At 69.9% G+C, this 13829-nt stretch carries 13 protein-coding genes; 8 read left to right on the top strand and 5 right to left on the bottom strand.

Going from position 1 to position 13829, the window contains the following annotated elements; genetic code table 11:
- Nucleotides 1-12 precede the first annotated feature (12 nt).
- From hutU to NBE95_RS02755, 6 genes are all read left to right on the top strand, one after another.
- Nucleotides 13-1677 (top strand): urocanate hydratase, encoded by a 1665-nt coding sequence (gene hutU / locus NBE95_RS02780; RefSeq protein WP_289894358.1) that lies wholly within the window; start codon nucleotides 13-15, stop codon nucleotides 1675-1677.
- Nucleotides 1678-1744: 67 nt separating this feature from the next.
- On the top strand, nucleotides 1745-2557 hold the full coding sequence (locus NBE95_RS02775) for a transporter substrate-binding domain-containing protein (RefSeq protein WP_289894357.1): 813 nt from the start codon (nucleotides 1745-1747) through the stop codon (nucleotides 2555-2557).
- Between the two features lie 57 nt (nucleotides 2558-2614).
- Nucleotides 2615-3262, top strand: coding sequence for an amino acid ABC transporter permease (locus tag NBE95_RS02770; RefSeq protein ID WP_289894356.1), 648 nt, complete (start codon nucleotides 2615-2617; stop codon nucleotides 3260-3262).
- Nucleotides 3262-3924, top strand: coding sequence for an amino acid ABC transporter permease (locus NBE95_RS02765; RefSeq protein ID WP_289894354.1), 663 nt, complete (start codon nucleotides 3262-3264; stop codon nucleotides 3922-3924). The genes NBE95_RS02770 and NBE95_RS02765 overlap by 1 nt, the downstream gene beginning before the upstream one ends.
- Before the next feature lie 4 nt (nucleotides 3925-3928).
- The gene (locus NBE95_RS02760; protein ID WP_289894353.1) at nucleotides 3929-4699 is read left to right on the top strand and encodes an amino acid ABC transporter ATP-binding protein; all 771 of its coding nucleotides are present in this window, start codon (nucleotides 3929-3931) and stop codon (nucleotides 4697-4699) included.
- 140 nt (nucleotides 4700-4839) lie between these two features.
- Entirely contained in the window at nucleotides 4840-5943 is a 1104-nt protein-coding gene (locus NBE95_RS02755) for an NADH:flavin oxidoreductase/NADH oxidase (protein ID WP_289894352.1), read from the top strand.
- 45 nt (nucleotides 5944-5988) lie between these two features.
- Here NBE95_RS02755 and NBE95_RS02750 read toward each other — a convergent pair whose 3' ends face one another.
- A complete protein-coding gene (locus NBE95_RS02750) occupies nucleotides 5989-7143 on the bottom strand; it encodes a patatin-like phospholipase family protein (RefSeq protein WP_289894351.1) in 1155 nt (384 codons plus the stop codon).
- Between the two features lie 315 nt (nucleotides 7144-7458).
- Between NBE95_RS02750 and NBE95_RS02745 the strand changes: the two genes are divergently transcribed.
- Together NBE95_RS02745 and NBE95_RS02740 are read left to right on the top strand one after the other, a co-directional pair.
- Nucleotides 7459-8736 (top strand): hemolysin family protein, encoded by a 1278-nt coding sequence (locus tag NBE95_RS02745; protein ID WP_289894350.1) that lies wholly within the window; start codon nucleotides 7459-7461, stop codon nucleotides 8734-8736.
- A 41-nt stretch (nucleotides 8737-8777) separates the two neighbouring features.
- On the top strand, nucleotides 8778-9743 hold the full coding sequence (locus NBE95_RS02740) for a hydrogen peroxide-inducible genes activator (protein ID WP_289894349.1): 966 nt from the start codon (nucleotides 8778-8780) through the stop codon (nucleotides 9741-9743).
- Here NBE95_RS02740 and NBE95_RS02735 read toward each other — a convergent pair.
- The 4 genes from NBE95_RS02735 to NBE95_RS02720 form a co-directional block, all read right to left on the bottom strand.
- Nucleotides 9724-10575 carry an energy transducer TonB gene (locus NBE95_RS02735; protein ID WP_289894348.1) on the bottom strand — a complete coding sequence of 284 codons (852 nt, stop codon included), beginning with the start codon at nucleotides 10573-10575 and terminating at the stop codon, nucleotides 9724-9726. The genes NBE95_RS02740 and NBE95_RS02735 overlap by 20 nt on opposite strands.
- Entirely contained in the window at nucleotides 10572-11045 is a 474-nt protein-coding gene (gene exbD, locus NBE95_RS02730; protein ID WP_289894347.1) for a TonB system transport protein ExbD, read from the bottom strand. Before exbD ends, NBE95_RS02735 begins: the two co-directional genes overlap by 4 nt.
- A gap of 3 nt (nucleotides 11046-11048) precedes the next feature.
- Complete coding sequence (gene exbB / locus NBE95_RS02725) at nucleotides 11049-12149, bottom strand: tonB-system energizer ExbB (protein WP_289894346.1); 1101 nt, start codon at nucleotides 12147-12149, stop codon at nucleotides 11049-11051.
- Between the two features lie 474 nt (nucleotides 12150-12623).
- Nucleotides 12624-13796, bottom strand: a complete 1173-nt coding sequence (locus NBE95_RS02720) for an aminotransferase class V-fold PLP-dependent enzyme (RefSeq protein WP_289894345.1) — start codon at nucleotides 13794-13796, stop codon at nucleotides 12624-12626.
- Nucleotides 13797-13829 lie beyond the last annotated feature (33 nt).

Below are 13829 nucleotides of genomic sequence, written 5' to 3'. Positions count from 1 at the left end.
ACGGAGACCCAGATGGACAACCCCCGTCACAACACCCGCGACATCTTCCCGCCCACCGGTCCCGAGATCACCGCGAAAAGCTGGCTGACCGAGGCGCCGATGCGGATGCTGATGAACAACCTGCATCCCGACGTGGCCGAGAACCCGCATGAGCTGGTGGTCTATGGCGGCATCGGCCGCGCCGCCCGCACCTGGAAGGATTTCGACCTGATCGTCGACAGCCTCAAGAAGCTGGAAACCGACGAGACGCTGCTGGTGCAATCCGGCAAGCCGGTCGGCGTGTTCAAGACCCACAAGGACGCGCCGCGGGTGCTGATCGCCAACTCGAACCTGGTGCCGCATTGGGCGAACTGGGACCATTTCAACGAGCTGGATAAGAAGGGCCTGGCCATGTACGGCCAGATGACCGCCGGTTCCTGGATCTATATCGGCAGCCAGGGCATCGTCCAGGGCACCTACGAGACCTTCGTCGAGGCCGGGCGCCAGCACTACAATGGTGACCTGAAGGGCAAGTGGATCCTGACCGCCGGGCTTGGCGGCATGGGCGGCGCCCAGCCTTTGGCCGCGGTCATGGCCGGGGCCTGCTGCCTGGCGGTGGAATGCGACGAGACCCGCGCCGACTTCCGCCTGCGCACCCGCTATGTCGATGAAAAGACCCACAGCCTCGACGAGGCGCTGGAGATGATCGACCGCTGGACCAAGGCCGGCGAGGCGAAATCCGTGGCGCTGATCGGCAATGCCGCCGACGTGTTCCCGGAACTGGTCAAGCGTGGCGTGCGTCCCGACATCGTGACCGACCAGACCTCGGCCCACGACCCGGTGCATGGCTATCTGCCGCAGGGCTGGACCGTCGCCGAATGGCGCGCCCGGCAGGAGACCGATCCCAAGGCGGTGGCCGCCGCCGCCCGCAAGTCGATGCGCCAGCAGGTCGAGGCCATGGTGGCCTTCCATGACGCAGGCATCCCGACCGTCGATTACGGCAACAACATCCGCCAGATGGCGCTGGAGGAAGGTTTCGAGCGCGCCTTCGCCTTCCCGGGCTTCGTGCCGGCCTATATCCGGCCGTTGTTCTGCAAGGGCATCGGCCCGTTCCGCTGGGCGGCGCTGTCGGGCGATCCCGAGGACATCTACAAGACCGACCAGAAGGTCAAGGAACTGGTCGACGATCCGCATCTGCACAACTGGCTGGACATGGCGCGCGAGCGCATCAGCTTCCAGGGCCTGCCGGCGCGGATCTGCTGGGTCGGCCTTGGCATCCGCCACAAGCTGGGCCTCGCCTTCAACGAGATGGTGCGCAATGGCGAGCTGAAGGCGCCCATCGTCATCGGCCGCGACCATCTCGACTCGGGCTCGGTCGCCTCGCCGAACCGCGAGACCGAGGCGATGCAGGACGGCTCGGACGCGGTTTCCGACTGGCCGCTGCTGAACGCGCTGCTGAACACCGCCTCGGGCGCGACCTGGGTGTCGCTGCATCATGGCGGCGGCGTCGGCATGGGCTTTTCGCAGCATTCCGGCATGGTGATCTGCTGCGACGGCAGCGAGGATGCCGATGCGCGCCTGGCCCGGGTGCTGTGGAACGACCCGGCCACCGGCGTCATGCGCCATGCTGACGCGGGCTATCAGATCGCGCTGGACTGCGCGCGGGAGCACGGGTTGAATCTGCCCGGGATTCTCTGATCCAAGGGGCGTGGGCTGCGCAACGCTCCGTGGCCGCGCCCATTACCTGTCCAACAAGGAGAAAGACATGAGTTTTCACATGAGTCTGAAAGCCGCCGCCATCTGCCTGCTCGCGCTGGGCACCGCCGCGCAGGCCGACCAGCTGGCCGACGTCAAGGCGGCGGGCAAGATCGTCACCGCGACCGACATGCACTATGCCCCCTTCGACATGCTGAACAACGGCACCTATGAGGGCATGACCAAGGATCTGTTCGACGAGGTCAGCAAGGAAATCGGCGTCGAGCCGGTCTATCAGGACATCCCCTGGACCGCCGAGCTGCCGGGCCTCGAAGTCAAGAAGTTCGACATCGTGATCGCGCCCGTCACCATCACCCCCGAGCGGCTGGAGCGTTATACCTTCACCCTGCCGATCGCCGACGCCACCGTCTCGCTGGTCAAGGCCGCCTCGAACACCGAGCTGACCAAGCCCGAGGACATCAAGGGCAAGACCGTCGGCGTGCAGCAGGGCACGGCGCAGTTCAAGCAGCTTTCGGCCTATGGCGAAAGCCTGGGCGGGGTGACGGTCAAGGAATACGGCACCACCGACGAGGCCTATGCCGACCTGGCTGCCGGCCGTCTGGACGCGGTGGCGGGCTCGCTGCCGAACCTGACCTATCTGGTGAAGAACCGCTCCGAGACCTTCGCCCTGTTCGAACCGGCCCAGTTCGGCCAGCCGACCTATTTCGCCTGGGTGCTGCGCAAGGACGCCGACAGCGAAAGCTTCGCCAAGGCCATCAACGACGCGCTGCTGAAGATGACCGATGACGGCCGCGTCAAGGCGATCCAGGAGAAATGGCTGGGCAGCTATACCGAACTGCCCCGCGAAGTTCCGACCAACTAAGTCGCTGGCGGGCGGGGGATGCCCCGCCCGTTCCCCAAGGGCCAAGGCGAGGCGCGCATGTTCTCAATCCCGGTCTTCCTTCAAAGTTTCGAACCGCTGTTCTGGGCGGCGCGCTATACGCTGCTGATTTCGGTGCTGGGTATCGCGCTGGGGCTGGTGATCGGCACGCTGGTTTGCGCCGCCCGGCTTTCGCCCTATGCGGCCCTGCGCCGCTTCGCCGCGATCTGGGTCAGCTTCCTGCGCGGCGTGCCGCTGCTGGTGCAGTTGCTGGTGTTCTATTACACCCTGCCGGTGATCGGCGTCGACGTGCCCGCCATCGTTGCGGCGGTCGTCACCGTCGGCATCTGCGCCAGCGCCTATATCTCGGAAATCTGGCGCGGCGCCATCGCGGCGCTGCCCAAGGGCCAGGCCGAGGCCGCCGTCGCCATCGGCATGACGCCGCGCGACGTCTGGACGCGGGTGATCCTGCCGCAGGCCTTCACCCTGTCGCTGCCGGCGCTGGTCAACGAGCTGATCCTGCTGGTCAAGGCCAGCTCGCTGGTCTCGGTCGTCGGCATCCTCGAACTGACCCGCGCCAGCCAGGCGCAGGCCGCCACCACCTTCCGCCCGCTCGAGGTCTATATCGCCGCCGCCTGCATCTATCTGGCGATCAACCTCTGCCTTGCGGCGCTGGGACGTTACCTTGAACACAGGACGGCCGTCTGATGGAATGGAGCATCCTTGAACAATACGGCCCGGCCCTGCTGAGGGGCTTCGGCGTCACCGTGCTGTGCTGGATCCTCGGCACCATCTTCGGCAAGGCGCTGGGCCTGCTGGTCGCGCTGCTCCAGCGCTATGGGCCGCGCTGGCTGGGCTGGATCATCCAGGCCTATATCGAGGTGATCCGCGGCACGCCCTTCCTGGTGCAGCTTTTCGTGCTTTATTACGGCGGGCCGCTGATCGGGCTGCGGCTGGACGCGCTGCCGGCGGGCCTGCTGGGCCTGACCATCTATGGCAGCCCCTATTTCGCCGAGATCTTCCGCTCGGGCTTCCGCGCCGTGCCGCATGGCCAGATCGAGGCCGCCCGCGCCATCGGCATGGCCGAGCCGGCCATCGTGCGCCGCATCCTGCTGCCGCTGGGCCTGGTCTCGTCGCTGCCGGCGCTGGTCAATTTCTCGATCATCCTGACCAAGGAGACGGTGATCCTGTCGATCATCACCGTGCCCGAACTGATGTATCAGGTCAGCCGCATGTCCACCGAGACCTTCCGCTATCTCGAGGCGAATCTGGTGCTGGCGCTGTTCTTCTGGGCGCTGGTCGAGACCATCTCGCGCGTCGGCCGCCGGCTTGAGACGCGCATCACCAAACACCTGATCGAAAGGACCTGAGCCGATGCAGGCATCCGCCGTCGAGATCCGCAAGGTCAACAAGTATTACGGCCCCTTCCACGCGCTGAAGGACGTGGACCTGTCCATCCCGCCGGGCAAGGTGACCTGCCTGATCGGGCCATCCGGATCGGGCAAGTCCACGCTGCTGCGCTGCATCAATTTCCTTGAGGAATACGATTCGGGCGAGATCCGCATCGACGGGAAGCTGATGGGCTACGAGGCGCCGGGGCGGAAGATGGCCGGGCGCAAGCTGCGCGAGATGCGGCGCTCCATCGGCATGGTGTTCCAGCAGTTCAACCTGTGGCCGCACATGACCGCCAAGGAGAACGTGGCCGAGGGGCTGATCCGCGTCCGCGGCCTGTCGAAAGCCGAGGCCGAGAAGCGCGCCGCCGAGGCGCTGACCAAGGTCGGGCTGGGCGACAAGATGGGCAACCACCCCTCGCGCCTGTCGGGCGGCCAGCAGCAGCGCGTCGCCATCGCCCGCGCCATCGCCATGGAGCCGCGGCTGATGCTGTTCGACGAGCCGACCTCGGCCCTGGATCCCGAGCTGGTGGGCGAGGTGCTGAACGTGATGAAGGCGCTGGCGAACGAGGGGATGACCATGGTGGTGGTCACGCATGAGATGGGTTTTGCCGCCCATGTCGCCGATCAGGTCGCCTTCATGGAAAAGGGCGAGCTGGTGGCGGTGGACAGCCCGCAGGCCATCTTCCACGCGCCGAAGGACCAGCGCATCCAGAACTTCCTGCGCACCTATCACGAGCGCAACAGCTTCTGATCGCGGGCGGCGGGGGCTCTGCCCCCGTCGCGTTCCGCGACTCCCCCGGGGTATTTGGGAAACGGTGAAGCGCGGGGGCGGGGGCTTGCGGCGCGGCGGCCAAGGCTTATCTGGAACGGGCAACAGCAAGGATCGCCTTCATGCCCAAACCGACACTTTTCGAGCCGATCGCCATTGGCGGTCAGAGCCTTGCGAACCGGATCGTCATCGCGCCCATGTGCATGTATTCGGCCGAGGACGGGCGGATGACCGACTGGCACCTGATCCATCTCGGCGCGCTGTCGCATTCCGGCGCGGCCATCCTGACCATCGAGGCCACCGCCGTCCTGCCCGAGGGCCGCATCTCCTATGCCGATGTCGGGTTGTGGGACGATGCGACCGAGGCGGCGATGGACCGGGTGCTGAAGGGCGTGCGGGCCTGGTCCGACATGCCCGTCGCCATCCAGCTGGCCCATGCCGGGCGCAAGGCCTCGACCGCCAAGCCCTGGGACGGCGGGGCGCAGATCGCGCCGGATGCGGCGAATGGCTGGCAGACCGTCTCGGCCTCGGACCGGGCCTTCGCCGAGGGCGAGAACCCGCCCGTGGCGCTGGATCGCGCCGGGTTGGCGCGGGTGCGCGACGCCTTTGCCGAGGCGGCGCGGCGGGCGGTGCGGCTGGGGATCGACGCGATCCAGATCCATGCGGCGCATGGCTATCTGCTGCACCAGTTCCTGTCGCCGCTGTCCAACCGGCGCGAGGACGACTATGGCGGCAGCCTGGAAAACCGCATGCGTTTTCCGCTGGAGGTTTTCGAGGCGGTGCGGGACGCGGTGCCGGCGGGCTATCCGGTCACCGTGCGGATCTCGGGCACCGACTGGGTCGAGGGCGGCTGGGACATCGAAGGCAGCATCGCCTTTTCGCGGGCGCTGGAGGCGCGGGGCTGCGCCGCCATCCATGTCAGCAGCGGCGGGCTGGATCCGCGCCAGCAGATCCCGGTCGGCCCGAGCTACCAGGTGCCGCTGGCGCGGGCGGTCAAGCAGGCGGTCGGGATTCCGGTCATTGCCGTCGGCCTGATCACCGAGCCCGAGCAGGCCGAGGCCATCGTCGCCACCGGCGATGCCGACATGATCGCGCTGGCCCGGACGGTGCTTTACGATCCGCGCTGGCCCTGGCACGCGGCCGCCAAGCTGGGAGCCAGCGTCATCGCGCCGCTGCAATTCCGGCGCTGCCAGCCCTTGGGGCTGCGCGAGCTGTTCGGCAAGTAGCCAGCCGGGCGCCGCAGCAGCGGCGATGCCCGCCGGGCGCGGCGCTCAGTCCGCCGCTGCCTCGGGCCGGTGCGGGTCGTTCATGTCGAACACCATCAGCCCGTCCTCGGGCACCTGCCGGCCGGTCCAGCGCGGATGGCGCAGCGAGCGTTCGGCATCGCGCCGCCCGTCGCGCCAATGGTCCAGCATCGAGAGGCGCGAGAATTCGTAATCCTTGGAGGCGCTTTCATAATCGGCGTGGCGATAGATCAGGTGCATCAGGCTGACCGGCTGCGACGGGCCGGCTTCGATCAGCATCTGCAGGTCCGGGTCGTCGCGGAACGCCTCGGGCAGCCGCTGGCGCAGCCGGCGCGCGGCCCGCGACAGCGCATGGCGGTTACGGAATTCGTCGGTATTGAACCGCGTGCGGCTGGAAAAGCGGATCTCGCGCTCGCGCTGCTCGACCTGGGCCATGGTCCGGGGCAGGCGGTCGCGCGAGGGATAAAGGTCCACCTGGTAGATGCAAAGCGGCCGCCGGGCGGGCCGGTCCAGCACGACCTGCAGCGGCGAGTTCGAGACCAGCCCGCCGTCCCAATAATGCCGGCCGTCGATCTCGACCGCCGGAAAGCCCGGCGGCAGCGCCCCCGAGGCCATGATGTGATCGACGGTGATCGGCGTCTCGCGGCTGTCGAAGCAGGTGAAGTTGCCGGTCTGCACATCCACGGCGCAGACGCTCAGCCGCGGCCCCGCCTCGTTGAGATAGGCGAAATCGACCAGCTCCAGCAGCGTCGCGCGCAAGGGCGAGGTGTCATACCAGCTGGTTTGCCGCATCAAGCCGGGCAGGAACGAGAACAGGTCCGGCAGGCGCGGGCGGAAGAAGCCGGGGGCGCCCAGCATGGTGCTGAGCGTGGCCCGGCTTTCGTTGCAGAAGGCGCGCATCGGGTCGGCCAGCGGCCCACCCTCGAAGCAATGGCCCAGAAGCCAGGGCGCGCCGGTCACCGCTTCCCAGAACCGGCGCAGCGCCCCGAGCCGCCGCTTGGGGGGATTGCCGGCGATCAGCGCCGCGTTGATCGAGCCGATCGAGATGCCGGCCAGCCATTCTGGCTGCTGCCCGCTGCGACAGAGCGCCTCGTAGGCGCCGGCCTGATAGGCCCCCAGCGCGCCGCCGCCCTGCAGGACGAGCACGATCTTTTCCGGCCGCTCCTTGTCGGTGTCTGGCATGGTCGCTTCCCCATCCGCGCAATGGTCATACAGGTTTCACGCTAGGGCCGAAACAGGCGGATTGCCATAAGCCCATGCGAAACAATGGAAACGCCTGCCGCAACGTCAAGTATTCCAGAATCCGCCCAAAGCCGGACGCGGCGGCAGAAATCCGGTCAGGGCGATTGTGCTGGCGCGCCGGCGGTCTATACTGCGTCATGTCCCAGCCGGAGTCAGATGCCGATACGCGCATGATCGACGATCCTTACGAGAGATGGGCGGCCCGTGGCCGCACTCTCGATCCGGCCCATTTCCGAAAGCACCCGAGTTCTCCCCATGTGGTTTGAGATCGCCATCGTCCTTGTGCTGACGCTGTTGAACGGCCTGCTGGCCATGTCCGAGCTGGCCATCGTCTCGGCCCGGCCGGCGCGGCTGAAGGTTCTGGCCGAGCGCGGCGACCGCGGCGCCGTCACCGCCCTGGCCCTGGGCGAGGATCCGGGCCGGTTCCTCAGTTCGGTCCAGATCGGCATCACCCTGGTCGGGGTGTTGTCGGGCGCCTTCTCTGGCGCGACGCTGGGTGCGCGGCTGGCGGCGGCGCTGCCGGGCTGGGGCGTGCCCGCCTCGCTGGCGCAGCCGCTGGGCATGGGCGGCGTGGTCGTCGCCATCACTTACCTGTCGCTGATCGTCGGCGAGCTGGTGCCGAAGCAGCTGGCGCTGAAGGCGCCCGAGCGGGTGGCGGTGCGGGTGGCGCCGCTGATGCGGGCGATTTCGCGCGGGGCGGCGCCGCTGGTCTGGCTGCTCGACCGCTCGGGCAAGCTGCTGCTGGCGGCGCTGGGGCAATCGGGCGAGGACCGGCAGACCATCAGCGACGAAGAGATCAAGCTCGTCATCTCGGAAGCCGAGACCGCCGGCGTCATGCACCGGGCCGAGACCGAGATGATCGCCGGGGTCATGCGCATCGCCGACCGCAGCGCCCGCGGGCTGATGACGCCGCGGCGCGACATCCCGGCTGTCGATGTCGCGGACAGCTGGCAGGAGATGGCGCGCAAGTTCCAGGACAGCCGCCGCACCCGCCTGCCGGTCAGCGACGGCGATCCGAACAACATGATCGGCGTGGTCGCCAGCCTGGACCTGATGTCGCAAAGCCGGGCCGAAGCCATCGACCTGCGCGAGGTCATGCAGCCCGCCCCGATCATCCCCGAGACCATGGATGCGCCCGAGGTCATCGCCCGGCTGCGCGCCGCGCCCGGCCAGATGCTGCTGGTCTATGACGAATACGGCCATTTCGAGGGCGTGGTGACGCCCATGGACGTGCTGGAGGCGATCACCGGCGAATTTGCCGGACTCGACGACGACGAACCCAAGGTCGTCATGCGCGAGGACGGCAGCCTGCTGGTCGCCGGCTGGATGCCGGTGGACGAATTCGCCGACCGCCTCTCGGTGCCGCTGCCCGAGGATCACGACTATTCCACCGTGGCCGGGCTGGTGCTGGAGCTGGCGGGCCGGCTGCCGCAGGCGGGCGACCGCGTGGACTGGCAGGGCTGGCGGCTCGAGGTGGTGGACATGGACGGCCATCGCATCGACAAGCTGCTGGTGGACCGTCTGCCCGCCTGAGTGCCGCTTGTGGTTCCGGGGCTGCGTGATAATCACGGCTTATGAACTTCACGCTTCGCCAGATCACCTATTTCCTGGCCGTTGCCCGGCAGGGCAATTTCGGCCGCGCCGCCGAGGTGGTGCATGTCTCGCAGCCCGGCCTGTCCAGCCAGATCGCCCAGCTGGAAGGTCGGCTCGGCGGCGCGCTGTTCGAGCGCGGCGCCGGCGCCGCGCCGGTGCGGCTGACGGCGCTGGGCGAACGGCTGCTGCCGGTGGCGCAGGAACTGATCGACACGGCGAAGCGGCTGGATGCCCTGGCGCGGGCCGGGCGCGAGCCGCTGTCGGGGCGGCTGCGGCTGGCGATCATTCCGACGGTGGCGCCCTATCTGATCCCGCATCTGGTCCCGGCCCTGCGCGCCAGCCATCCGGCGCTGGACCTGGAACTGCACGAGGTCGTCACCGACGAGCTGGTGGCGGGCATTGTCAGCCATCGCTTCGATGCCGGGATCATGGCCCTGCCGGCGGGCGATGCCGGGATCCAGGCCGAGCCGGTGCTGCGCGACGCCTTCCTGGTGGCACTGTCCGAGGACGACACCACCTATCTGGCCGGTCCCGCCCGACCCGAAAGCATCGAGGCCGAGCGGCTGCTGCTGCTGGCCGACGGCCATTGCCTGCGCGATCAGGCGCTGGAGGTCTGCGGTCTGCGCGATCCGCGCCGCAAGCTGAACCTCGAGGCGGCGTCGATGGCGACCCTGATGCGGATGGTGGCCAGCGGCATGGGCATGACGCTGATCCCGCAACTGGCGCTGGCGGACGAGAATCGCGACGGCCGGCTGCGCATCGTGCCCTTTGCCGCGCCGGCGCCCTCGCGCGATCTGGCGGTGGTCTGGCGGCGCAATGCCGAATCCGGCGCCGATGCCCGGGTGCTGGCCGAGATGGTGCGCGGCCTGGCGCCGCTGCTGGGGGTGACGCCGCTGCCGGCCGGGCGGGGCGCCGGCGGGCAGGGGATCAGCGCAGCAGGATCTTGACCGGAAGCACCAGCGCCACCGTTTGCCCCGAGGGCGGCGCCGGCATCCGCGGCATGCGCGAGGCCTGACGGCTCAGCGCCGCGTCGATCCCGGGATCGCCGGTCGAGCCGGCCAGCCGCGCCCCCGCCACCCGGCCGCTGGGATCGACGCTGAACCGCACGGTCACGGTGACCGAGCCGCCGCGACCGGCCGAGAGGCGCGTGCGGTGCATGTGCCGCGCCACGGCCGCCTGCACCTTGGATTGCCAGCTTGCCACCTGGCGGGCGCTGGGGGCAGCACCGACCTGCGCCTGCGGCGCCGCGGTGCGCTCGGCCTGCGGGGCGCGCAGCCGGGTGGTGGCCTGGCGGGTCGGCTGGTCTTGCGGGGCCTTTTCCTTTTTCTCGCGCCGGGGCTCGGGCTGCTTTTCGGCGGCCTGCGGCTCGGGTTCCGGTTCCGGCTCGCGCTCGGGGCGTTCTTTCGGGCGGGCGGATTTCTGCAGCGCCACCGCATCGGCCGGCGGCGGGAACAGCGAGGTCATGTCGGGCAGCGGCTCGAGTTCCTGCAGCGGCTCGGGCAGGACGATCTCCTCCGGCTCCGGCTCCGGCTGGGGCTCGGGCTCCGGCTCGGGTTCCGCCTCGGCCATGTCGGGGGTCTCGGCCTCGTCCAGCGGCGCGGCGGCCTGCGGGGCCGGCGCCAGGTCGACGAAGACCGGATCGGGCAGGCCCGGAGGCGCCGCGGCCTTGGCGCCGTGCATGATCCACAGCGCGCCGCCCAGATGCGCGGCCAGCACCACCACGGCGGCACCGCCCCAGAGCGCGCCCTCGCGCAGGGCCGAGGGGGCGTTCCGGCTCATGGCTGCACGGCCCCGTCAGCGGTTGCGGCGGCCGGGGCCGGGGTGCCGGCCGGCGCGGCCTCCAGCCCGACCAGGGCGATCTTCAGATAGCCGGTCTCGCGCAGCGTGTTCATGACCCCCATCAGGTCGCCATAGGACACCTCGCGGTCGGCGCGCAGGAAGATGCGCTGCTCGCGGTCGTTGCCGGTTGCCGTCCCCAGCGCCGCGGCCAGCCCGCCGGCCGGCACGTCCTCGTTGCCGATGGCCAGCGTCAGGTCGGGCTTGACGGTGACATAGACCGGCTGGTCGGGGCGCTGCGCCGGCGTGGCGTTCGACACCGGCAGGTCCACATTCACATCGACCGTCGCCAGCGGCGCCGCGACCATGAAGATGATCAGCAGCACCAGCATCACGTCGATGAAGGGCGTGACGTTGATCTCGTGGTTCTCGACCAGATCGTCGCCTTGGCTCTCGCGGAAGCCGCCGGCCATGGCTCAGACCTCCCGGTGCGGAACGGCGCCGCGGAAGTCGAGGTCGCGGCTGACCAGGCGCTTGACCCCGGCGGCGGCGTTGGCCAGCCGCAGGCGATAGCCGGTGATGGCGCGGGCGAAGACGTTGTAGATCACCACCGCCGGGATGGCGGCGACCAGGCCGATGGCGGTGGCCAGCAGCGCCTCGGCGATGCCCGGCGCCACCACGGCGAGGTTGGTGGTCTGCGCCTGGGAAATGCCGATGAAGCTGTTCATGATGCCCCAGACGGTGCCGAACAGCCCGACGAAGGGCGCGGTCGAGCCGATGGTGGCCAGCACGCCGGTGCCCCGGCTCATGCGGCGGCCGGCGCTGGCCTCGATGCGGTCCAGATGCGATTCGACGCGCTCCTTGACGCCGCTGTCGCCGGCCTGGTCCAGCGCCGGGGCCGAGCGGTCGTATTCGCCCGCCGCGGCGCGGATCATGCGCGAGACCGGGTCGCGGCGATTGCCGGCGGCCGACAGGGCGGCGGGCAGGCTGGCGGCGGTCTCGATGCGGCGGATGCCGGATTGCGCGCGGTTCATGGCGCCCATCAGCTCCAGCATCTTGGCGACCAGCACCGTCCAGGTGATGACCGAGGCGATGGCCAGGCCGATCATCACCCCCTTCACCACCCAGTCGGCGGCCAGGAACATGCCCCAGGGCGACAGGTCATGCGGCAGGTTCGGATCGCGGGCCGGCGGGTTCAGCATGGGCGCCAGCGCGTCCTGCACCGCTTGCGGCAGGATGCCGGAGCCTGCCGGCTGCGGCTGGGCGGCCGGGGTTTCCGCAGGCGTTTCCGTCGGAGCGGCGGCTGCGGGGGGTTGGGCGCCGGCGGGGCCGGTCGCGGCAGGGGCGGGCTGCGGCATGCTGGGGGGCGCGGATGCCGGGGTTTGCGCGGTACTGCTTGCGGGGGCTTCGGGCGCGGCGGCCTGCGGGGCCGCCGGCTGGGCCTGGATTTCGGGCGCCGCCGTGCCGGTCCGGGGGCCTGGCTGGCTTTCCTGCGCTGAAAGCGGCGCGGCCAGCATCAGGCAGACAAGGGCAAGGGCGGTCCCCGCGCGGTGGCGCGGCAGCGACGTCTTGGTCATGGCGTTCCTTAGTAGTTCCGGCATTGGGATCCGTCCGCTTCTTGCTTGGGCGCGGCACATGCGCAAACGTGCCGCCTTGACGCCTTTGGCCGCGGTTTGGCGCCCGTATCGAACGTCATGGTAAAATTGTCAACTATTAGCCGGGACGAGGGCCGATCTTTATGCGCTGCAATCGGCCGGGCGATGGCCGCAGGGCCTGCCATGACCCGGCCCGCCGAAAATCCAGGCGGCGCGGGGCGGCGGTGGCGGGTTTCGCGGCCGCCGCCCATAGACAAGCTGTCGGCGGTCGGAGCGCTGTCGCGCAACCGGCCGATCAGCGCCCCGCCGCCCCCGGACAGGTGCCGGGTCCGGAAGCCCGCCGGACGAGGCGGCGGGGTTTCGGACTGGAACTCGGGCAGGGGGGTGATGCGCATCCGGCCTCGCGTGGCTTTGCGGGGAAGGTCGGGTGCCTTGTCCCGCGCGTCAAGGCCGGGTTCAGGCCAGCCGGGCGATCTCGGCCGCGGCGGCCTCGACCGCGCCCGGGCCATGCGGGATCCGCAGCGCGGTCAGCCCGGCCTCGATCGCCGCCAGAACGCCCAGCAGCTGCGGCGCGCCGGCATGGCCCATATGGGCGATGCGCAGGGCGTTGTCGGGATCGGGCGCGCCCAGGCCGATGCCCAGCGTCACCCCGGCCTTGGCGGCGGTCCATGCACGCAGCGCCGCGGCGCCGGGCAGGATCGCCGCGGTGACGGACCGGGCCCGGCCTTGCGGCTCGGCGACCAGCGGGGCGATGCCGCTGCCGCCGGCGCCCCAGCGCTCCAGCGCGGCCCAGGTGGCGCGGGCCAGCCCCTCGTGCCGGGCCCAGGCGCGCGGCAGCGTCTCCTCGTCCAGCAGCATCCGCAGCGCCTCGTTCAGGCCGAAGATGTGCTGGACCGGAGGCGTGCCGCCCCAGAACTGCCAGAGCTCCTGCGCCTCGGTGCGCGGCGCCCAGTCCCAATAGGGCGTGGTCAGGTCGGTCGGCCCGCGTTGCCTGAGCCGGTCCGAGAACCAGACGAAGGTCAGTCCCGGCGGCACCATCAACCCCTTCTGGCTGGCCGAGACCAGCAGGTCCACGCCCCATTCGTCCATCAGCAGCGGCTCGCAGCCCAGCGAAGCGATGGCGTCCACGGCCAGGGCGGCGGGATGGTCGCCCATGGCGGCGCGCAGCGCGGGGATGTCGGCGCGGGCCGAACTGGCGGTGTCGACCTGGCAGGCCAGCACCGCCTTGATGCGGTGGCCGGGATCGGCGGCGAGCCGCTCGGCCAGGCGTTGCGGATCGGCGGCGGCGAGGCCGAAATCCAGCTCTTCGACCTCGACGCCCAGGGCGCGGGCCGTGGCCGCCCAGGCGCGGCCGAAATGGCCCGAGATCAGCGCCAGCGCGCGGTCGCCGCGGTTGAACAGGTTGACATTCGCCGCTTCCCAGCCGGCATGGCCGTTGCCGATATAAGGCGCGACATGGCCGGAGGTGCCGGTCAGCCGCTTCAGCGCCGCGATCATGGCGCGGTTCTCGGCCGCGAGCGTTTCGCCGTAGATGTCGGGCGAGGCGCGGTGCATGGCGCGCAGCACCCGATCGGGAACCGGAGAGGGGCCGGGAATGGCCAGGACGGCGGCGCCTTGGGCAAAGCTCATGCGGGATGCCTTTCTGATGACCCGTCATCGGTA

Origin of the sequence: Paracoccus sp. TOH, assembly GCF_030388245.1 — a bacterium.
GTDB lineage: Bacteria > Pseudomonadota > Alphaproteobacteria > Rhodobacterales > Rhodobacteraceae > Paracoccus > Paracoccus simplex.
Note: the sequence above shows the minus strand (reverse complement) of the source record. Positions and strands in the feature narration are given on the sequence as shown.